This is a genomic window from Roseovarius sp. MMSF_3298, from assembly GCF_030733705.1.
GTDB classification, from domain to species: Bacteria; Pseudomonadota; Alphaproteobacteria; order Rhodobacterales; family Rhodobacteraceae; genus Roseovarius; species Roseovarius confluentis.
The window spans coordinates 1-20,550 of sequence record NZ_JASHIN010000029.1 but is presented as its reverse complement, the minus strand read 5'-3'; the positions used below and the strand labels follow the sequence as shown (position 1 = coordinate 20,550).

The following is a 20,550-nucleotide window of genomic DNA, read 5'->3' as shown; positions in this document are numbered from 1 at the left end:
AAGTTCAGGCAAGGCCCCCGACATGACCCACATCCTCGCCATCGACCAGGGCACCACGTCCTCCCGCGCTATCCTCTTTGACAAGTCCCTAACCCCCGTCGCCACCGCACAAGAGGAATTTACCCAGCATTTTCCGCAATCGGGCTGGGTCGAACATGACGTGGACGATATCTGGGCCACGACGGCCGGCACCTGCCGCGCCGCCATCGAGCGCGCGGGACTAACCCCTTCGGACATCGCCGCCATCGGCATCACCAACCAGCGCGAGACGACCGTCGTCTGGGACCGTACCACCGGCAAGCCCGTCCACCGTGCCATCGTCTGGCAGGACCGCCGCACCGCGCAAACCTGCCGCGCCCTGCGCGAGGCGGGTCACGAGGACATGATCACCGACCGCACCGGCCTCCTGCTCGACCCCTATTTCTCCGGCACGAAACTCGCCTGGATCCTCGACAACGTCGATGGCGCCCGGGCCAAAGCCGAAAACGGCGACCTCCTCTTCGGCACCGTCGACTGCTACCTCATCTGGAAGCTGACCGGCGGCAAGACCCACGCCACCGACGCGACCAACGCCGCCCGCACGCTGCTTTACGACATCCGCAAGGGCCGGTGGAGCCAGACCATCTGCGACTTGCTGAACGTGCCGATGTCCATGCTCCCCGAGGTGCGCGACTGCGCCGCCGACTATGGCACAACCCGCACCGACCTTTTCGGACGCGAGATTCCGATCCTCGGCGTCGCGGGCGACCAGCAGGCCGCCACCGTCGGCCAGGCCTGCTTTGCGCCCGGCATGATGAAATCCACCTACGGCACCGGCTGCTTCGCCCTGCTCAACACCGGGGACGAGCCCGTGCGCTCGCAAAACCGTCTCCTGACCACCATCGCCTACCAGCTCGACGGCAAACCCACCTACGCGCTCGAAGGCTCGATCTTCATCGCCGGCGCGGTGGTCCAATGGCTCCGCGACGGACTCAAGATCATCCGCGAGGCAGGCGAAACCCAAACGCTGTCCGACCGTGCCGACCCCCACCAGAACGTCATCCTCGTTCCCGCCTTCACCGGCCTTGGCGCCCCTTACTGGCAGCCCGATTGCCGTGGCGCGATCTACGGCCTCACCCGCAATTCCGGCCCCGCCGAGTTCGCCCGTGCCGCGCTGGAAAGCGTCGGCTTCCAGACCCGCGACCTGCTAGAGGCGATGACCGCCGACTGGTCCTCGGACGAGGCGAAACAGGTCCTGCGTGTCGATGGCGGCATGTCCGCCTCCGCCTGGGCCATGCAGTTCCTAGCCGACATCATCGGCGCTCCGGTGGACCGGCCCAAGGTGCTGGAAACCACCGCGCTCGGGGCCGCCTGGCTCGCCGGAATGCAGGCCGGCATCTATCCCGACCAAGCCGGTTTCGCCGAAGGCTGGGCGCTCGACCAACGGTTCGAACCGGCGATGGACGCCACCACCCGAGACGAGAAATACGCCGCCTGGAAACGCGCCGTCGAGGCGACGATGTCGGTATGATCGCCCCCTTCGGCCTGACGGCCCCCGCCCGCATCCTTTTCGGCCGCGGCGAGTTCGCCAAGGCCGCGGACCTCGCCGCCAGCCTCGGCGCTCACGCGTTCGTCGTGCACGGCGCTACGCCCCGCCACGCACAGTCACTGCTCGACGCCCCCGATCTCGAAGCCACCGCCTTCGCCTGCCCCAAGGAACCCGACCTCGCCCTGCTGCAAACCGCGCTCGACACCGCCCGTCGCGCGGGCGCGACCCACGTCGTAGCTATCGGCGGCGGCGCGGCCATCGACCTCGGCAAGGCCGTCGCGGGCCTCCTGAACGCGACCTCCCAACCTCTCGACCACCTCGAGGTGATAGGCAAAGGCCAGCCTCTCGCCACGCCCCCCGCGCCGTTCATGGCCATCCCCACCACCGCCGGCACCGGGGCCGAAGCCACCAGGAACGCCGTCATCGGCGTGCCCGACCATGCCCGCAAAGTCTCGCTCCGCGATCCGGCCATGCTGGCCGACATCGCCCTCGTCGATCCCGCCCTGACCGACAACACCCCCAAGCCCGTCACCCTCGCCTCCGGCCTCGACGCCATCACCCAGGTGATCGAGCCCTACGTCTCCTCGCGCGCCAACCCGCTCACCGACGCGCTCTGCCGCGCCGCCATCCCCCGCGGCCTGCGCGCGATCCGCAAACTGATGGAGGGCGAAAATCCCGACGCCCGTGACGACATGGCCTTCGTCAGCCTCACCGGCGGGATCGCTTTGGCAAACGCGGGCCTCGGCGCCGTCCACGGCCTCGCCGGCGTCATCGGCGGCCGCATCCCCACGGCCCCACACGGTGCCGTCTGTGGCGCGCTCCTGCCCGCGACCCTGGCCGCCAACCTCGCCGCCCTGCCCAAGGAAAACCCGAAAGCCCGCCGCATCGCCGAGATCCGCGTCAGCGCGTCCGAGGCGCTCGGCACCGCCGACATCGCCGCCTGGTCCCGCCACCACGGCCTGCCGACCCTCGCGCAGATGGGCATCGCCCCCGCCGACCACGCCGCCATCGCCACAGATGCGCAAGCCTCGAGTTCCATGGCCGCCAACCCGGTCAAACTCCCAACGGAGCTGCTGCAACGCATCCTCGCCGCCAGCTAGGGCTCACCGCCCGGCTTTTTCTTGCCAAAAATACTCACGGCGCGACGCAAGCCAAACGCACCGCCTTACGCCTCCCAGGTGACCCGCCCGCCACACAGCGTCAGCACCGCCCGCGCGCTCCCAAGCTCCGAAGGCTCCATCGCCTCCAGGTCATGCGACATCACCGCGATATCGGCGAAATACCCTTCCGTCAGCCGCCCCTTGCGATCTTCGGAAAACTCCACCCAGGCATTGCCCGCCGTGTAACTCTCCAGCGTCTCGAGCAGCCCCTGCGACTGGTCCGGCCAGCCCTCCCCCAGATCCATCGGATCCACCGCCGCGCGCACGTTGGGCATCACGTCCACGGGCATCACCGGCCAGTCGGTCGAGAACACCAACCGCGCCGCGTGCGCGCGCTGCGCTTTCCATGCAAACGCATAGGGCCACTGATCCGGCCGCAGCACGTCCTTGATCCCATAGGGCGGAAACACATGCCCGAACGCCGCGTGCCCGGGCTGAACCGACGCCACAACGTCCAAGGCCCCCAGCCGCGGCAGGTCGTCGGGATGAATGACCTCGATATGCTCCACCCGGTGCCGCGCATCACGCACGCCGTTGGCTTCCCGCGCCGCCGCGTAGCCGTCCAGCGTCCGCCGTACCGCCAGATCCCCGATCGCATGTGTGGCCAGTTGAAACTCTTTTGCATCCGCCGCCACGCAAGCCGCGTTGAACTGCTCTGCCGTGAACACCGCGTCGCCATCAACGTCCGTGCCGGGATAATTCTCCAGCATCAGCGCCGTCCGGCTTTCCAGAACCCCGTCCATGAACATCTTTACGCGGTTGCACCACAGGTAGTCGCTCGCATACCGCGCCCGCATCTCCTCGGCCTCCTCCAGCCGGCTCAACGGGTCGTGGCTTTTCAGGTGAAACGGTATCTCCACGCGGGCGATCAGCGCGCCCTCTTCCTCCAACTCGGCCAGCAATTCCATCTGGTAGAAATTGCCGTCCATGTTGTGCAGCCCGGTGATCCCGTGGCACGCGCAATGTTTCAGCCCGGCGATCAACGCGGCCTTGTCCTTGGCGCGCGCGTCCGCACTCGGCGCCGGCACGGGATCGGTCCCCGTAATCAACCCCGCCATGTCGCGCCCGCCGTTCCGCGTGTGCTTCAGAACGTGAACATAGGCCGACGGCTCCAGCAGCGCCCCGGTTGCCGTACCATCCTCGGCCATCACGATCTCCGCGCCCGCCTCCACCGGCCCGCCATGCAGGATGCCGGCCAGTTCCAGCGCCGCGGTATTGGCCCAGATCGTGTGATGATCCGGCGCATAGACCGCCAACGGCCGGTCCGGCAGCACCCGGTCCAGATCCTGCCGCGTGGTCTCGCGCCCCGGCCCCATCAGGTCGTAGCCCGCCTGCACCGCGAACACGACCCGGTCGTCGGGGCAGTCGTCGGCATAGGCGCGCACCGCCGCCGTCACCGCCTCCTCGTCCTGCATCCCGTAAAGATCGAGATACCCCATCTCGACCGATCCGCCGAAAAGATGCACGTGGCTGTCGATGAACCCCGGCAGCACCGTCGCGCCCTCCGCATCCACCTGTTTCGTGTCCGGCCCCGCCATGGCCCCGATCTCGGCACTCGTGCCCAGCGCCACGATCCGCCCCGCGGCGACGGCGACGGCCTCCGCGCGCGGGCGGCCCGGGTCCATGGTAAGGACCTTCCCGTTCAGGATCACGATCTCCGGTGCCATGCCTGCCTCCTCATCATCATGCGTCGCGCCATCGAAACCGCGCCCGCCGACGCCGTCAAGCCGGGGCATCAAGCTGGACACCGCACCCAGCCTGCGCTTTCTTAAGCGAACCCGGCAAAACATCCCGCCAAATCAAGGAAAGCTGAAGCCAATGGCCATCAAGATCGACATGCTCCGCTGCTTTCTCACCGTGGCCGAGCGCGGCAATCTCGCCGACGCCGCCGAGGCTCTGGGCCGCACGCCCTCCGCCGTCTCCATGATGCTGCGCCAGTTCGAGGATCACATCGGCGCGCCCCTGTTCGAGGCCGGGCGCAAATCCCGCCTCACCCGCCTCGGCGAACTCATCCGCGTCGAAGCCGGGCGCGAGCTCGCCCATTTCGACAGCACCATCGCCGCCATCGAGGGGCTGTCACGGGCCGAGGCCGGCCATGTCCGCCTGTCGGTCACGCCCTCGGTGGCACAGATGCTGATGCCCACCATCCTGCACCGCTTTGCCCAGGACCACCCGCTGGTGCGCATCAACATGCGCGACACCGACAGCGCCGCCATCGCCCATGACCTCGCCGCGGGCCGTGCCGATATCGCCCTCGCTTCACTCGGCCCGCAGGCCGGGTTCGACCGCACGCTTCTCTTTGCCGACCGCTTCGGCGTGGTCTGTCCCGCCGATCACCCGCTCGCCGTCGACTGGGACGCGCTCGCCTGGGCCGACCTCACCGATATTCCCTTCATCGCCAACGGCCTCTGCCACTACGTGACCGACCCCGATTTCCGCCCCATCCTCGACCGCGCCACGCTCAACGTGTCCGGCACCGCCGCGCTCCTCAGCCTCGTGCGCGCGGGCATGGGCGTCACGCTTCTGCCCGAACTCACCATGCGCGACGCCATGGCGGACCTGACTTTCCTGCCACTGGCCGATGCAACGATCCGGCGCGAGATCTGGATGCTGACGCCGCCGGAAACCGAGATGACGCCGGCCGCCGCCGCCCTCGTCCGCACCATCCGGGCCCAGAAGATCACCTTGACCCACTAGATATAATTTCAGTTTACCTGAAATTTCTTACAGAACTTTGCGTTTGCCCTGAATCGCTGCATTGGCAACACTCCGCCAATCAAATTCCAAGGATGCGCAATGACCGACCTCAAGCTGAACTACATCGCGGGCCAGTGGGCCGAAGGGCCCTCGTCCATCGAAAACCGCAATCCCTCGGACCTCTCCGATCTGGTCGGTCATTTCACCCAGGCCAGCGCCGCGCAGCTGGACGAGGCCATTGCCGCGGCCCGCACCGCGCAAGCCGAGTGGGCCGCCTACGGCCTCGAACGCCGCCAGTCCGTGCTCATGGCCATCGGCACCGAACTCATGGCCCGCGCCGAGGAACTGGGCACGCTGCTGTCGCGCGAAGAGGGCAAACCCTTCGCCGAGGGCAAGGGCGAGGTCTACCGCGCCGGGCAGTTCTTCACCTATTCCGCCCACGAAGTCCTGCGCCAGATCGGTGAGAACGCCGACTCCGTGCGCCCCGGAGTGGAGGTCGACGTGCGCCGCGAACCCGTCGGCACCGTCGCCGTCATATCCCCGTGGAACTTCCCCACCGCCACCGCCTCGTGGAAGATCGCCCCGGCGCTCGCCTACGGCAACGCCGTCATCTGGAAACCGGCCAACCTCACGCCCGCCTCCGCCGTCGCCCTGACCGAGATCATCGCGAAACAGGACATCCCGGCAGGCCTCTTCCAGCTTGTCATGGGTCCCGGCGGCGAGGTTGGCCAGCGCCTGGTCGAAAGCCGCGATATCGACGCCATCTCCTTCACCGGCTCGGTCCCGGTGGGCCGCCACATCGCCGCCTCCGCGGTGCAGAACTTCACTCGCCTGCAAATGGAAATGGGCTCCAAGAACGCGCTCGCCGTGATGGACGACGCCGATCTCGACCTCGCCGTCACGTTGGCCCTGGGCGGTGCCTTCGGCGGCACCGGGCAGAAATGCACCGCCTCCTCGCGCCTCGTCGTCCACGCGGGCATCCACGACGCCTTCGTCGAAAAACTCGTCGCCGGTGCCAAGGCCATGAAGGTCGGCCACGCGCTGGCCGAAGGCACGCAAATGGGCCCGGTCGTGTCCGAAACCCAACTCAACGAGAACCTCGCCTATGTCGAAAAAGGCCAGACCGAGGGCGCAGAGCTCGCCTGCGGCGGCACCCGCCTGACGCGCGACCATGACGGCTATTACATGTCACCGGGCGTGTTCCTGAACACCACCAACGACATGACCATCAACCGCGAGGAAATGTTCGCCCCGCTAACCTCGGTCATCAAGGTCGGCAGCTATGACGAGGCGCTCCACGTGGTCAACGACACCAATTTCGGCCTCACCTCCGGCATCGTCACGCGCAGCCTCGCCCGCGCCAGCCATTTCCGCCGCAACGCCCGCACTGGCGTCGTGACCGTCAACCTGCCCACCGCCGGCACCGATTACCACGTCCCCTTCGGTGGCCGCGGCGACAGCTCTTACGGCCCGCGCGAACAGGGCATCCACGCGCGCGAATTCTACACCATCGTGAAAACCGCCTACATCGCCGCCGGGTCGCCGGAATGACGCACACCGCTGCCCCGTCGGATCACCGTCGCTCGGCCCCGCCGAGCCGCGCCCCACGGGCGGGCGCCCGGCAAACGTCCCGCACAACACGGATCGCGCGCGCAATCCGGCCCTCTTGCAAAGCTCCGATGTTGCAGCGCCCCCCCAGGGGCGGCCACGTCTCAGCGTGTGCTCCATCGTCGAGGATGTTCGCATGACCTACCGCATCGATTGCCTGCAATACGCCAACTGGTCCGAGAAAATCTTCCGCCAGATGCGGCAGGGCGGTCTCGACGCCGTGCACGTCACCATCGCCTACCACGAGACATTCCGCGAAACCGTCCTCAACGTCGAACGCTGGAACCGCTGGTTCGAACAATATCCGGACCTCATCATGAAGGGGCGGTGGGCGGGCGATGTGCGCGCCGCGCACGAGACCGGCCGCACCGCCATCTTCTTCGGCTTCCAGAATCCCTCGCCCATCGAGGACGATATCGGCCTTGTCGAGGTCTGGCACGACCTCGGCGCGCGCTTCATGCAACTGACGTACAACAACCAGTCCCTGCTCGCCACGGGCTGTTACGAGGCCGAGGATGCGGGCCTTACCCGCATGGGCCGCGAGGTCATTCGTGAAATGAACCGCGTGGGCCTCGTCGTCGACATGTCCCACTCCGCCGACCGCTCCACGATTGAAGCGGCGGTCCATTCCCAGCGCCCCATCGCCATCACCCACGCCAACCTGCACGGCTGGCAGCCCGCCCTGCGCAACAAGCGTGACGACGTGGTGCGCGCGGTGACCGAGAATGGCGGCATGATGGGCTTTTCGATGTACCCCCATCACCTCAAGGACAAGTCAGACTGCACGCTGCAAAGCTTCTGCGAGATGATCGCAATGGCGGCCGAGCGTTTCGGCGCAGAGCATTTCGGCATCGGCTCCGACCTCTGCCAGGACCAGCCAGACAGCATCGTCGAATGGATGCGCACCGGCCGCTGGACCAAACAGATCGACTACGGCGAAGGCTCGGCCGCCAATCCCGGCTTCCCGCCGCAGCCCTCATGGTTCAAGGACAACACCGACTTTCCGAACCTCGCCGACGGCCTGCAAAAGGTCGGCTTCAACGACAGCGAGATCGCCGGCCTCATGGGCGACAACTGGCTGCGCTTTTTTGAGGAAAACTTCACCCCGGAACACCAAAAACCGGACTCCTGAGGGCCGCGGAACGCCACTCCAGGGACAGTCCACAGGGAGACATCCATGACCGACACCACCCAGACGCAGGCCACCGAAAAGCACCTGCACCACATCAACAAGCCACTCTTCGCCATCACCGGCGGCTTCATCGCGCTTTTCTGCCTCGTGGCCCTCTACGACCTCGACCTGCTGTCCAGCATGGTCGACACCAGCTTCGCGGTCTCGGCCAAGTATTTCGGCCTCTACTGGCAGCTCCTGCTGCTGGCGACGTTCCTCATCGGCCTCGTCCTGATCGTGCTGCCCGGCAGCAAGGCCCTGATGGGCAACCTCAGCACGCCCGAATTCCCCGTCTTCCAATGGGGCGCCATGATCATGTGCACGCTTCTGGCAGGCGGCGGCGTCTTCTGGGCGGCGGGCGAGCCCATGGCCCACTTTCTGTCGACACCCCCCTATTTCGGCGCGGAAAGCGCCACGGCAGAGGTCGTCGCGCCCGCACTGGCGCAAAGCTTCATGCACTGGGGCTTTCTCGCCTGGGCCATCCTCGGCGCGCTGACCACGGTGATGCTGATGCATTACCACTACGAAAAGGGCCTGCCCATGGCCCCGCGCACCCTGCTCTACCCGCTCTTCGGAGACGCCGCCATCAAGGGGCCCATCGGCCTCATCGCGGATGCCTCCTGCATCATCGCCGTGGTCGCGGGCACCGTCGGCCCCATCGGCTTTCTCGGCCTGCAAGTCAGTTACGGCCTCAACGCGCTTTTCGGCATCCCCGACACCTTCGGCACGCAAGCCGCCGTCATCCTCGGCCTTGTAGTGATCTACACCCTCTCGGCGGCCACCGGCCTGTCCAAAGGCATCCAAATCCTCAGCCGCTTCAACGTGATCCTCGCCGCGCTTCTCTTGCTCTTCATCCTGGTGGCCGGTCCCACCGGCTTCATCTTCTCGGGCTTCTTCAGCGGCATGACCACCTACATCACCGATTTCTTCGGCATGGCGCTCTATCGCGGTGACGCCGCCATCTTCGGCGAGCCGGGCTGGCTCGGCTGGTGGACCGTGTTCTTCTGGGGCTGGTTCCTCGGGTACGGCCCGCTCATGGCGATGTTCATCGCCCGCATCAGCCGGGGCCGCTCGATCCGCTCGATCGTCATCATGCTGTCGATCGTCGCCCCCATCGTGACCTGCTTCTGGTTCACCATCGTCGGCGGCACCGGCATCAGCGCCGAACTCTCCAACCAGGGCTCCATTTCCTCGGCGTTCGAGGGCTTCAACCTGCCCGCCGCCCTGCTGGCGATCACCCAGTCGCTGCCCGCGGGCTTCCTCGTATCGGTCCTTTTCCTGATCCTGACGACGGTTTTCGTGGCCACCACGGGCGACTCGATGACCTACGTGATCTCCGTAGCCATGTCGAACGAGGATATCCCCTCGCTTCCCGTCCGCATCTTCTGGGGCATCGCCATGGGCGTGATGGCCCTGATCCTGATCTACACCGGCTCGGGCGGCATCTCGAAACTCCAAAGCTTCATCGTCGTCACCGCCGTGCCGGTGTCGCTGGTGCTGCTGCCCTCGCTCTGGGACGCGCTGCGCATCACGCTCGCCAAGGGACGCGAGGCGAACTGACACCACCATCGGGGCGGTCCTTTGCCGGATTGCCCCAACGCCCCTATCATCGGCAGACAAGGAGCCGGCATGGAACAAGTGGCACAGCAAACGATCCAGCCCCGTGACCCAAACACGGTCATGACGCTGGCCCGTCTCGGCGCTGCGCACCAAACCCGGCTTTCCTTCATGCGCCAGCTTTTGCGCCGTCTTGTGCGCGACGACTGGACAATCACCCAAACGGTGTTCGACATTGACGCGCATGGCGTCGGCCACGCCGTCTACACCGCGCAAGGCCCCGAGCACGCCTATTCCCTCGTCGCCTTCGCCCATGACCTGCCGGCAGACCAACGCTCCGACCGCGTCATCGCCACCGCCTGGGACGCCACCTTCACGCTTTTCGACGGCATCCCGACCGAGGCCGACATTGCCCGCCTGCGCGACAACGTGCCCCTGCAAGAATCCGGCCGCATCTCCGACCGCGAGCTGTCCCTCTCCCGCGCCAACCGCTCGGTGCGGCTCTGGGGTCACGTTGTCGACGCGCTCAGCGCAGGCCACCAGCCCGACGAGGACCAAGTCCGCGCCGTCGGCTACCTGATGCGCACCACGGCGGTCTACGGCTCGGGCAAGTTCGGCGCGGCGGACCGCGAACAGACCCGCCACCGCCCCGAATGCGCCGGGCCGTTCCAGGTCGAGATGCTGTCGGTCTACCTCACCCGCTGCTTCGTCATGGACCTTGTCGAGCACATGGCCCGCGCCCGCGCGCCAGAGACCGCCGTGCCGCTCGACCCGGCCCTGCGCCGCCGCTTCGGCATCGGCAATTCCACCGGCCTCGGCATGGCGCCCTTCCTAGTGAACCACCCGGCCCTCCTCAACGCCTGGGTCGCCTCGCGGGAAGAGGCTCTGGCCCGCGTCCGCTCCCAACCCACCGCATCCGAAGCGACCGCGCAGGCCTTCCAGCAGTTCGCCGCCCGTGCCCAGATCCACGCCGAGGGGTGGCACTCCGCCCACCCCATGCAGATCCAGAAATGCACCGACCTACGCTCGGACATGAAAGCGCTCATGGCGCACCTCGACACGGCAGACCTGACCACCGACCACCCCTGGAACCGCCTCTGGCTCTGGGGCGAGGCGCACCTGTCGCTCGAAGGCCAGGAACAGCTCGCCTCGCTGCTGATGGAACCCTATGGTAATCTGGTCGATGACCTCACGCAATGCATGGCGGCCGACGAACAGGCCAGCTTCCCTGTCGACGGGACCATGCCGCTTGTCCGCCTCAACGACATCATCGAAGACATCTACGGCTGGGCGCTGGCCACCGACTGGACCGCACCCAAGGCGCAGGCCCGCGTCTGGTACACGTCCCAGGCCAAACTGGAACCGCGCCTGGGCGAACGCGCGCTGGAACCGATCGAGCCCTATGAACAGCCCCTCGGCCCCGGCCGCGACGCCGTTCTGGCCCACCGCGCCCTCAAGGACGCGCCCCAGACCAGCGTGGCGGAATTCCTGCTGGCCCACCCCCGGCATCGTCACATTGCCCGCCGCGCCCAGATCGCCGCCCGCCTGCCCTATGCCGAGATCCGCGATAACACGCTCGCCGCCGACATGCTGCCCGTCGACATGCTACGGCTCAAGCTCAGCTTCTTCGGCGCCTGCCACTTCGATCCCCGCTCGGACCGTTGGCTGCGCATCAACATGTTCCAGCACGCCCCCTTTCCGCACGAGTTGGCAGAGACGGGCGACGACTGGACCTTGCCGCCCCTGACAAGAGGCGCGGAATGACGTGGTCCCTGAATGAAATCGAGGCGCTGTCTCGCAAGGCCACCCGCGGCGCCGGATACGCCTGGGGCCTGGCCGAGGAAGCGGGCCGCGCCGCCCGCTGGACCTGCGCGGCGGGCTGGCCCGGGGCACTCGCCCTGTCCGATGTTCTGACCCGCAACGATGGCGCGCCCGCCGCCACGCTGGGCCCGCAGGCCCTGGGCGAGACGTGGACCGCCGCGGGCGGCCTCCTCTGCCCCATCGTGACGGGCGCCACGCTCTGTGACCTTGCCGCCGACTGGGCCGCGGGCCGTACCGTGACCACTGGGCCGGTCGCCTGGCCCTTGCTCTTGGTCCCCTACATGGTCTGGGCCGCAGACCGCACCGGCGCGCCTCTGTCTCTGCATTGGCAAAGCTGCTCGATCACTCGGGCGGAGGGCAAAACCCTTCTCGATGACCCCGGCGCCGCCCTTGACTGTGCCGAAACCGAAACCGTGCATCTCTCCGCGACAGCGGCCCGCCACGGCTCCGTCCTCACCCGGCTCTACCGCGCCACACCAATGCCGCAGGCAGTCAAGATCCTCAACACTTTCGCCCAGCGCACCTATGCCCCTGAAACCGAGGCCAGCCGCCTGACAGGCGCCGGCGCCGGCCTCAGCGACAACGATTGATCGCCAGAAAATTCGCAGAATTTTCTCGGGCCGCTGGCCCGGGTCCCCGCCGCATTCAAGGAAGGGCGGCGCGACCCCGTTACGCATGAATCGCGTGTCGAGAGAATGGTTTCAAAATGGCAAAGTCTGCGCACGAGCCGTGAACCGGGCTAAACCGCGAAAACGCCACCGACGCGATGCCACCGGGATACCGACGCGATACCGACGTCCGAAAAAGTTAATATCAGCGGCGTTAACGGCCTTTGCGTCAGACCGATTCTGCCAGCCGTGCGACGTAGCGCGCCAGCGTGTCGATCTCCAGGTTCACCATGTCACCCACGGCGACGCGGCCCCATGTCGTGACCTGCTTGGTATGCGGGATGAAGTTGACCCCGAACACCGCGCCCTCGACCTCGTTCACCGTCAGCGACGTCCCGTTCAGCGCCACCGATCCCTTGGGCGCGATGAACTTCGCCAGCGCGTCCGGGGCGCGCAATCTGACCCGCGTGCTGTCGCCCTCGTCCTCGACGCCGACCACCTCGGCCAGGCCATCGACATGGCCCGACACGATATGCCCGCCTAGTTCATCCCCGACGCGCAAGGACCTCTCAAGATTGACTTTTCTGCCTTCGGCCCAGGTGTCCAGGTTGCTCTTCGACAAGGTCTCTGCCGACACGTCCACGTCGAACCAGTCCGGCCCCTTGTCCACCACCGTCAGGCACACGCCGTCACACGCGATCGAGGCGCCCATGTCGACGCCCGACATGTCATAGCCGGTGCCGATGCGCGCACGCAGATCGCCGCGCGTTTCAAGCGCGCGTATCTCGCCCATATCCGTGATGATCCCGGTGAACATGACTGTCTCCCTGTGGTCCTGCTCCGACCTACCGGGCCAGCCCGCCCAAGGCAAGAACCGGCCCATCGTCCCGGGCCTTAATTTCGTCTAAATACTGGTTTATTAAGGTCGAAAAGATTAATCACACGTCATGCGTGAAAGAGGCAGAAGGGTATGAGGTCAGCGACCGGCGACAACCGGGTCTTTTTGTTTTTGCAAGGTCCGCACGGCCCGTTTTTTTCCAAGCTCGGCCGCATGTTGCGCCATGCCGGAGCGAATGTCTGGCGCGTGGGCTTCAACGCCGGTGACGCGGCCTTCTGGCGTGATCGGGCGAGCTATATTCCCTTCACCGGCACCGCCGAAGATTGGCGTCCCACCTTCCGCGCACTGGTGCAGGACAAGCGAGTCACAGACCTCGTGCTTTACGGCGACACCCGCGCCATCCACGCCCAGGCCATCGAACAGGCCCGCGAGATGGGCCTGACGATCCACGTCTTCGAAGAAGGTTACCTGCGCCCCTACTGGGTGACGTACGAGCGTGGCGGCTCCAACGGGCATTCGCGGCTCATGGAGATGGGCGTTGATGACATGCGCAAGGCCCTGGAAAACTCCGACATGGACACCGCCCTGCCGCCCGCCTCGTGGGGCGACATGCGCCAGCATATCTTCTACGGCGCGGCCTATCACGGCTGCGTCCTGCTGTTTAACCGCAAGTACCGCAACTTCCGTCCCCACCGCGCCCTGACTGTCCGGCAGGAATTCACCCTTTATCTCAAACGGTTGGTCCTCATGCCGTTTCAGGCTATCGACCGGCGCATCGCCACTTGGCGCATCCGGCACGGCGGCTTCCCCTATCACCTGGCGCTGCTCCAACTGGAGCACGACGCCTCGTTCCAAAAGCACTCGCCGTTCGACACGATGACGGACTTTCTCGAAACCGTGACCGAGAGTTTCGCCAACGGCGCGCCGAAACATCATCACCTCGTGGTCAAGGCCCACCCGCTCGAAGATGGTCGCACACCCATCCGCGCGGAACTGCGTCGCCTTGCCCGCAAGCACGATGTCTTCGACCGCGTGCATTACGTCCGCGGCGGCAAGCTGGCGCGCCTTCTGAACGAGGCCCGCAGCGCCGTCACGGTAAACTCCACCGCAGCACAACAGGTGCTCTGGCGCGGGATTCCGCTCAAGACCTTCGGCGAGGCGGTCTATGCCAAGCCCGAATTCGTCTCGACAAAGCCCCTGCGTGATTTCTTCGCCGGGGCAGAACGGCCAGACCGCAAGGCTTATGGCGACTACCGCCGCTATTTGCTTGAAACCAGCCAGGTTGCCGGCGGCTTCTATTCCTCCAGTGGCCGCCGCCAGTTGCTGCGCCAGACGGTGGACATGATGCTCAGCCCCGATGACCCCTATGACGCCCTGGTCACAGGCACCGCGGCCCCAAGGCAACAGTTGCAGGCCGTCACATGAACATCCGGCGCTAAGACACTGGATTTTCGCACCGCTTCGCGTTAGCGTGGGGAAAAAAAACCGAGGCAGACAAAACAGGTCGAGGAGACCGGGCAGTGAAACTCCAATCCAAACGATGGGCGAAGTCCGTCGCATTGGTGCTTGTCGTGAGCATGGTTGCGTCGTGCAGCTTCCTCCCCCGCTCAGGCCCCAGCAAACGTCAGATCTATTCCGGTTCCGTGCAACGATCCGGCGACGCCTTCGTGGTGTCCGTCAATGACCGCGTGACCCGCGCCACGGCCGTCCAACCCGCGCTCGGCTTCACCGAAGCGTTCAAGAACGCGGGCCTCGTCGGCTCCGACACGATCCGCCCCGGCGATACGCTGGGCCTGACCATCTGGGAAAACGTCGATGACGGCCTGTTGGCCGGCGAAGGCGCCAACCAGACCCTTCTGGAAGAAGTGCAGGTCGACGGGGCCGGCTTCATCTTCGTGCCCTACGCGGGGCGCATCCGCGCCGCCGGCAACACGCCCGAGGCGATCCGGCGCATCATCACCTCCAAGCTCGATGAACAAACCCCGGACCCACAGGTCGAGGTGCGCCGCCTTGCAGGCGACGGCGCGACCGTGTCTCTGGTGGGCGCGGTGGGCGGCCAGGGTGTCTACCCGATCGAACGTCCGACCCGAACGCTTTCGAACATGCTGGCCGCCGCAGGCGGTGTGACCATCGAGCCCGAAATCGCGCAGGTTACCGTAATCCGGGGCGGAATGCGCTCCAAGGTCTGGTTCCAGGATCTCTTTCGTAATCCCGGGTTCGATATCGCCCTACGCGGCGGTGACCGTATCCTGGTCGAGGAAGACACCCGCGCCTTCACCGCGCTCGGCGCCACCGGCGGCCAGGCCCGCGTGCCCTTCCCCTCGCCCACGATCTCCGCGATCGAGGCCATTGCCCAGGTCGGTGGCCTCCAGGCCAACGCGGCCGACCCCACGGGCGTCTTCGTGCTGCGCAACGAACCGGCAGAAATCGCCAACCAGGTGCTCGGCCGCAACGACCTCGTGGGCGCGCAGCGTCTGGTCTACGTGCTGGATCTGACGCAGCCCAACGGCATGTTCATGGCCCGTGATTTTGCCATCCGCGACGACGACACGCTCTACGTGACCGAGGCGCCCTTCGCCCAGTGGAGCAAAGTCATCGGCGCTCTGACCGGCACGCTCGGTGCCGTTGGCTCCGTCTCGACCGCAGGCGATACGCTCAGCGGGAACTGATGGCGCAATACATCCACTCGGAACCCGCCGGAGCAGATGCCTCCCGGCGGGTTTTCTATTTCAACGCGGGCTTCCTGCGTCAGCGCCGTATCCGCCGCATCCTGGATCTCGCCGGCCTGCCCCTGCAATTGGGCAAGCCCGGCGCAGAGGACCTGATTGCGGTCTGGGGCCGTTCGCCCTATGCCGCGCGGGGCGAGGCGATGGCGCAAAAGACCGGTGCCGGGATCGTGCGCGTCGAAGACGCCTTCCTGCGCTCGCTGCGTCCCGGTCGCGCGGGCGAACCGCCGCTGGGACTGCTTATCGACCATACCGGCGTGCATTTCGACAGCAGCGCACCCTCGGACCTGGAAACACTTCTGGCCACCCATCCGCTGGACGACACCGCCCTGATGGACCGGGCCCGCGGCTGCATCTCCCGCATGGCCGAGGCGCACCTGACCAAGTACACCGCCTTCGATCCCGCCGCTTCCTGCCCCGCGCCGGGCTACGTCTTGGTGCTCGACCAGACCCGCGGCGACGCCTCCGTCATACATGGCGGGGCCGACGCCAACACCTTCCGCGAGATGCTCTTTTACGCGCAGGAGGAGAACCCCGGCTGCCCGGTCCTGATCAAGACCCACCCCGAAACCGTGCAGGGCCACCGCCAAGGCTATTTCGGTCCGGAAGACACCTCGGACCGCGTCAGCCTGTTCTCCGATCCCGTCAGCCCCTGGAAGCTCATGGAAGGCGCCGTCGCGGTCTACGCCGTCACCTCCCAGCTCGGATTCGAGGCGATCTTCGCCGGGCACAAACCCCATGTCTTCGGCCAGCCCTTCTATTCCGGCTGGGACCTGACCGAGGATCGTCACCCTAATCCCATATCCCGCCGCGGCCGCACCCTCTCAAGGGCCCAGCTCTTTGCCGCCGCGATGATCCTCTATCCCAAGTGGTACGACCCCCACCGCGACCGGCTGTGCGAGCTGGAAGACGCGATCTCCTTCCTCGAGGCCCGCACGAACGCATGGCGCGCCGATCACCGGGGCTGGGTCGCCTCGGGCATGCGTCTGTGGAAACGCCGCCCCCTGCAAAAGGTCTTCGGTGCCGAGAAGCGCGTGACCTTCAAGGACAATCCTGCCCACGCCGCGCGCGTCGCCGACGCCACCGGGCGTGCCCATATGTGCTGGGCCGGCAAGACGCCCGCCGACATGGCTGTCATCCGGGTCGAGGACGGATTTCTGCGCTCGCGCGGTCTGGGCGCAGAACTGGTTCCGCCCCTGTCACTCGTGTGCGACGATCTCGGCATCTACTATGACCCGACCCGCGAAAGCAGGCTGGAGCGCTGGATCATCCGGCGCGAAACCCTGCGCCCCGACCAGGACCTGCGCGCCGAACGCCTGATCCGCCGCCTCGTGTCCTTGGGCCTCAGCAAATACAACCTCGGCCTCTCGGTTCCGGACCTGCCCGACGGCCTCCGCGTGCTGGTCCCCGGCCAGGTCGAGGATGACGCTTCTATCCGCACCGGCGCGGGTCGGACTTCGACCAACCTCGCCCTGTTGGAATCGGCCCGCGCCGCGCATCCCGATGCCGTCCTGCTCTACAAACCCCACCCCGATGTCGAGGCGGGCCTGCGCGAAGGCACCATTCGTCAGGCCGACCTGGACAGGCTCGATGCCATCGCCCTGCCCCGCACCGACCCCGCCGCACTGTTGTCCCAAGTCCAGCGCGTCTTCACCATGACTTCGCTCACTGGGTTCGAGGCGCTGCTCCGCGGCGTTCCCGTCACCACCACCGGCGCGCCGTTCTATGCAGGATGGGGCCTGACCACCGATACCGGCGACGTCCCCGCCCGCCGCGCCGCGCGACCAACGTTGCACGGCCTGGTTCATGCCGCTCTCATCGACTACCCGCGCTATTTCGACCCTGTCACCGGACAGCCCTGCCCGGTCGAGGTCGTGCTGGACCGCCTCGCCACCGGCGACATCCCCCACCCCGGTCCCGCCAACCGCCTTCTGGCAAAGCTTCAGGGCCTTTTTGCCTCGCGCGCCAGCCTCTGGCGGTGACAATCCGGCCAGCTGCCTTATCTTGGAGGCAACGAACGGCAAGGAGGATCATATGGACCGCAACAGCGACTTCACCCAACGCGCCGTGGTGCACGCCGCCGACGAGGACTGGGTCGCCTCGCCCATGCCCGGCGTTGACCGGCGCATCCTCGACCGCATCGGCGACGAAGTGGCCCGCGCCACCTCGATCGTGCGCTACGCCCCGAACAGCGCGTTCTCGTCCCACGTCCACACGGGCGGCGAGGAATTCCTCGTGCTCGAAGGCGTCTTTTCGGACGAGCATGGCGATTTCCCCGAAGGCAGCTATATTCGCAATCCGCCGGAATCGTCCCACACGCCGGGGTCAGAGCCCGGCTGCACCATCCTCGTGAAGCTCTGGCAGTTTGACTTGTCCGACCGCACCCATGTGCGCATCGACACGAACAAGATGCGCTTTCTGCACGACCGCGACGATGTCGAAATCATGCCGCTCTTTTCCGATGGCCGCGAGGATGTCGCGCTGGAACGCTGGGCGCCGGAGGCGCGCGTCTCGCTCGACGCACCCGACGGGCTGGAATTGCTGGTGCTGGACGGCGGCTTCACCGAAGGCGGCGAGACCTTCAAACGCCTCAGTTGGCTGCGCCTGCCGAAAGGCGCGTCATCAACCGCCCAGGTGGGAACCAACGGCGCCCGTGTCTGGATCAAGCGCGACCACCTGCGCGAAACCCCGACCGGCCCCAAGACGTAACCCGTCCCGGACCTGATCCGGGACCTCTTCAGGCCCGGTCAAAGGTCACTCCCCGTAAGGCACCCATGCCGTCTTGACCTCCGTCGCCGCCTCCAAAAAGGCACGGCACCCGCCGGCATCATACCAGTCCAGCGCGCGTCCGTTGTTCACCCATGTCCGCTTGAGGTTTCCGGCACTCTCCCGCTCGATCACCTCCGACAAGTCGGCCGAGGCAAAGCTCCAGACCGCCTCGACATCCGCATGCCCGGCCAGGTGCGGTGCAAGCTCCGCGACCGGCCCGACCAGCAGGTTCGCCACGCCCGCCGGCACGTCCGATGTTTCCAGAACCTGCACCAGTTCCATCGCCGCCAGCGGAAACGGTTCGCTGGCTATCAGCACCGCGCGATTGCCCATCGCCATCACCGCCCCCAGCACCGACACGAGACCCAGCAGGGGCGCCTCATCCGCGCAGAACGCGCCGATCACGCCCACCGGCTCGCGCAGGGCCAGCGCCATGCCGCGGATCGGCACCGCGGCAGCCTCGCCCGCGAACTTGTCCGCCCAGGCCGCCCATGTAAACAACCGGTCGACACTGGCCTCCACCTCGCTTGCGCCACTGCGCCCGCCGCTCATCGCGTTCAGCACCCGGGCAAAATCATCCGCCCGCGACGAAAGGTTCTCGGCCATGTAATAAATGATCTGCGCCCGCGCATGGCCGCTGGTCCGACCCCAGGCCGCTGCTCCGCGCGCGGCCTCCACCGCGTTACGGATATCCTTGCGGTTGGCCACCGGAACCTGCCCCAGCGCCTTGCCCGACTTGCCGTAGATCACGCGCGAATACCCACCGTCGGGCCGCGTCTGCTTACCCCCTATGTAGAGCTTCGGTGTCCGGTCCATTCCTTCGACCACACCGTTTGCGCCTCCCGTGAACCCCGCGACAGGGCGCAGCGCCTTTTGTGCCCGAGTCGGCTTCAGATAGGCATCCAGCCCCGCCCAGCCGCCTTCGCGCCCGAACCCACTCTCGCGCACACCGCCAAAGGGTGCCGCCGCGTCGAACATGTTGGTCCCGTTCACCCAGACCACGCCCGCCGCCAGCTTCGGCGCCACGTCCAGTGCCAGGTTGAGGCTTTCCGACCAGACCGACGCCGCCAGCCCGTAGCGCGTGTTGTTGGCCAGCGCGACGGCTTCCGCAGGTGTCCGGAACGTGGTCGAGACAAGCACGGGGCCGAAAACCTCTTGCTGCATCAGCGTATCCGACGGTGCCAGCCCGGTGATCAGCGTCGGCGGATAGAAGGCACCCGTCTCCGGCATCTCGACTGCCGCGGCAAACCTCTCGCCTGCGGCACTGCCCTCGACCAGCCGCCGCACCCGCTCCACCTGCACAGGGTCGGCCATGGCACCCACGTCAATGCACTTGTCCAGCGGGTTGCCGATGCGCAGCTTGCCCATTCTCTCTTGCAGCCGTGCCTGAAAATCGTCGGCAATCCCCTCCTGCACCAGCAGGCGCGAGCCCGCGCAACAGACCTGGCCGCCATTCAGCCAGATCGCGTCGACCAGCCCCTCGATGGCGCTGTCGATATCGGCATCCTCGAATACGATGTAGGCGCTCTTTCCGCCCAGCTCCAGCGTCAGCGCCTTGCCCTGCCCCGCCGTCTGCTTCCGTATGCGCCGCCCCACGTCGGTCGAGCCGGTAAAGGCCACCTTGTCCACGCCCTCATGCGTGACGATCCGCTCGCCAACTTCCCCGTCGCCGGTCACGATGTTGACCACCCCCTTCGGCAGCCCGGCCTGCCTGCAGATATCCGCGAAAAGAAGGGCTGTCAGCGACGTCCATTCCGCCGGTTTCAGAACCACGGTGTTGCCCGCCGCCAGCGCCGGTGCCACTTTCCATGCCAGCATCAAAAGGGGGAAGTTCCACGGGATCACCTGCCCGCAAACCCCGTGCGCGCGCCGGTCTGGTCGCTCGACCTCCAGCAATTGCGCCAGCCCGGCATGGTGATAGAAATGCCGGTGCACCAAGGGCACGTCGATGTCGCGGCTTTCGCGCAAGGGCTTGCCGTTATCCAGCGTCTCCAGCACCGCGAAGAGCCGCGCGTTCTTTTGCACCAGCCGCGCCAGCCCATAAAGGTACCGCGCCCGCCCGGGCCC

15 protein-coding genes are annotated in these 20,550 nt (G+C 66.6%); 12 read left to right on the top strand and 3 right to left on the bottom strand.

The window, feature by feature from the left end; translation table 11 throughout:
* The first annotated feature begins 22 nt into the window (after positions 1 to 22).
* Positions 23 to 1,510 (top strand): glycerol kinase GlpK, encoded by a 1,488-nt coding sequence (glpK, locus tag RBB18_RS19505; RefSeq protein WP_306111618.1) that lies wholly within the window; start codon positions 23 to 25, stop codon positions 1,508 to 1,510.
* A complete protein-coding gene (locus RBB18_RS19500) occupies positions 1,510 to 2,628 on the top strand; it encodes an iron-containing alcohol dehydrogenase (protein WP_306111626.1) in 1,119 nt (372 codons plus the stop codon). Before glpK ends, RBB18_RS19500 begins: the two co-directional genes overlap by 1 nt.
* A gap of 65 nt (positions 2,629 to 2,693) precedes the next feature.
* On the opposite strand, the gene RBB18_RS19495 is transcribed toward RBB18_RS19500, so the two are convergent.
* Positions 2,694 to 4,424 (bottom strand): amidohydrolase, encoded by a 1,731-nt coding sequence (locus tag RBB18_RS19495; RefSeq protein WP_306111619.1) that lies wholly within the window; start codon positions 4,422 to 4,424, stop codon positions 2,694 to 2,696.
* Between the two features lie 82 nt (positions 4,425 to 4,506).
* On the opposite strand from RBB18_RS19495, the gene RBB18_RS19490 reads away from it, so the two are divergent.
* The 6 genes from RBB18_RS19490 to RBB18_RS19465 all read left to right on the top strand — a co-directional run bounded on the left by RBB18_RS19490 (position 4,507) and on the right by RBB18_RS19465 (position 12,132).
* Positions 4,507 to 5,385, top strand: coding sequence for a LysR family transcriptional regulator (locus RBB18_RS19490; RefSeq protein ID WP_103764362.1), 879 nt, complete (start codon positions 4,507 to 4,509; stop codon positions 5,383 to 5,385).
* A 99-nt stretch (positions 5,386 to 5,484) separates the two neighbouring features.
* Positions 5,485 to 6,936 carry an aldehyde dehydrogenase family protein gene (locus RBB18_RS19485; protein WP_306111620.1) on the top strand — a complete coding sequence of 484 codons (1,452 nt, stop codon included), beginning with the start codon at positions 5,485 to 5,487 and terminating at the stop codon, positions 6,934 to 6,936.
* 193 nt (positions 6,937 to 7,129) lie between these two features.
* Positions 7,130 to 8,125, top strand: a complete 996-nt coding sequence (locus RBB18_RS19480) for a membrane dipeptidase (RefSeq protein WP_306111621.1) — start codon at positions 7,130 to 7,132, stop codon at positions 8,123 to 8,125.
* A 45-nt stretch (positions 8,126 to 8,170) separates the two neighbouring features.
* Entirely contained in the window at positions 8,171 to 9,724 is a 1,554-nt protein-coding gene (locus RBB18_RS19475) for a BCCT family transporter (RefSeq protein ID WP_103764365.1), read from the top strand.
* A gap of 69 nt (positions 9,725 to 9,793) precedes the next feature.
* Positions 9,794 to 11,485 (top strand): hypothetical protein, encoded by a 1,692-nt coding sequence (locus tag RBB18_RS19470; RefSeq protein WP_103764366.1) that lies wholly within the window; start codon positions 9,794 to 9,796, stop codon positions 11,483 to 11,485.
* Positions 11,482 to 12,132, top strand: a complete 651-nt coding sequence (locus RBB18_RS19465) for a DUF3726 domain-containing protein (protein WP_306111622.1) — start codon at positions 11,482 to 11,484, stop codon at positions 12,130 to 12,132. The genes RBB18_RS19470 and RBB18_RS19465 overlap by 4 nt, the downstream gene beginning before the upstream one ends.
* Before the next feature lie 247 nt (positions 12,133 to 12,379).
* Here the strand turns inward: RBB18_RS19465 and RBB18_RS19460 are convergent, their stop codons facing one another.
* Positions 12,380 to 12,967, bottom strand: a complete 588-nt coding sequence (locus tag RBB18_RS19460) for a riboflavin synthase (protein ID WP_274593523.1) — start codon at positions 12,965 to 12,967, stop codon at positions 12,380 to 12,382.
* Between the two features lie 153 nt (positions 12,968 to 13,120).
* Here RBB18_RS19460 and RBB18_RS19455 point away from each other — a divergent pair, with 153 nt between their 5' ends.
* The 4 genes from RBB18_RS19455 to RBB18_RS19440 all read left to right on the top strand — a co-directional run bounded on the left by RBB18_RS19455 (position 13,121) and on the right by RBB18_RS19440 (position 18,423).
* Complete coding sequence (locus tag RBB18_RS19455) at positions 13,121 to 14,413, top strand: capsule biosynthesis protein (RefSeq protein ID WP_103764368.1); 1,293 nt, start codon at positions 13,121 to 13,123, stop codon at positions 14,411 to 14,413.
* Between the two features lie 152 nt (positions 14,414 to 14,565).
* Positions 14,566 to 15,657 (top strand): polysaccharide biosynthesis/export family protein, encoded by a 1,092-nt coding sequence (locus RBB18_RS19450; protein ID WP_103764369.1) that lies wholly within the window; start codon positions 14,566 to 14,568, stop codon positions 15,655 to 15,657.
* Positions 15,657 to 17,696: a capsular polysaccharide biosynthesis protein gene (locus RBB18_RS19445; RefSeq protein WP_306111623.1), complete on the top strand. Its 2,040-nt coding sequence runs from the start codon at positions 15,657 to 15,659 to the stop codon at positions 17,694 to 17,696. Before RBB18_RS19450 ends, RBB18_RS19445 begins: the two co-directional genes overlap by 1 nt.
* A gap of 52 nt (positions 17,697 to 17,748) precedes the next feature.
* A complete protein-coding gene (locus RBB18_RS19440; RefSeq protein WP_103764439.1) occupies positions 17,749 to 18,423 on the top strand; it encodes a cupin domain-containing protein in 675 nt (224 codons plus the stop codon).
* A 45-nt stretch (positions 18,424 to 18,468) separates the two neighbouring features.
* On the opposite strand, the gene RBB18_RS19435 is transcribed toward RBB18_RS19440, so the two are convergent.
* The coding region (locus RBB18_RS19435) for an aldehyde dehydrogenase family protein (RefSeq protein WP_306121268.1) at positions 18,469 to 20,550 on the bottom strand (2,082 nt) is incomplete at its 5' end.

What these genes read in the sequence shown, in the direction of transcription:
- RBB18_RS19460 (WP_274593523.1), bottom strand. Translation starts at nt 12,967, where the DNA reads ATGTTCACCGGGATCATCACGGATATGGGCGAGATACGCGCGCTTGAA.
- RBB18_RS19445 (WP_306111623.1), top strand. Translation starts at nt 15,657, where the DNA reads ATGGCGCAATACATCCACTCGGAACCCGCCGGAGCAGATGCCTCCCGG.
- RBB18_RS19465 (WP_306111622.1), top strand. Translation starts at nt 11,482, where the DNA reads ATGACGTGGTCCCTGAATGAAATCGAGGCGCTGTCTCGCAAGGCCACC.
- RBB18_RS19485 (WP_306111620.1), top strand. Translation starts at nt 5,485, where the DNA reads ATGACCGACCTCAAGCTGAACTACATCGCGGGCCAGTGGGCCGAAGGG.
- RBB18_RS19455 (WP_103764368.1), top strand. Translation starts at nt 13,121, where the DNA reads ATGAGGTCAGCGACCGGCGACAACCGGGTCTTTTTGTTTTTGCAAGGT.
- glpK (WP_306111618.1), top strand. Translation starts at nt 23, where the DNA reads ATGACCCACATCCTCGCCATCGACCAGGGCACCACGTCCTCCCGCGCT.
- RBB18_RS19495 (WP_306111619.1), bottom strand. Translation starts at nt 4,424, where the DNA reads ATGCCCCGGCTTGACGGCGTCGGCGGGCGCGGTTTCGATGGCGCGACG.
- RBB18_RS19480 (WP_306111621.1), top strand. Translation starts at nt 7,130, where the DNA reads ATGACCTACCGCATCGATTGCCTGCAATACGCCAACTGGTCCGAGAAA.
- RBB18_RS19450 (WP_103764369.1), top strand. Translation starts at nt 14,566, where the DNA reads ATGGTTGCGTCGTGCAGCTTCCTCCCCCGCTCAGGCCCCAGCAAACGT.
- RBB18_RS19440 (WP_103764439.1), top strand. Translation starts at nt 17,749, where the DNA reads ATGGACCGCAACAGCGACTTCACCCAACGCGCCGTGGTGCACGCCGCC.
- RBB18_RS19470 (WP_103764366.1), top strand. Translation starts at nt 9,794, where the DNA reads ATGGAACAAGTGGCACAGCAAACGATCCAGCCCCGTGACCCAAACACG.
- RBB18_RS19490 (WP_103764362.1), top strand. Translation starts at nt 4,507, where the DNA reads ATGGCCATCAAGATCGACATGCTCCGCTGCTTTCTCACCGTGGCCGAG.
- RBB18_RS19475 (WP_103764365.1), top strand. Translation starts at nt 8,171, where the DNA reads ATGACCGACACCACCCAGACGCAGGCCACCGAAAAGCACCTGCACCAC.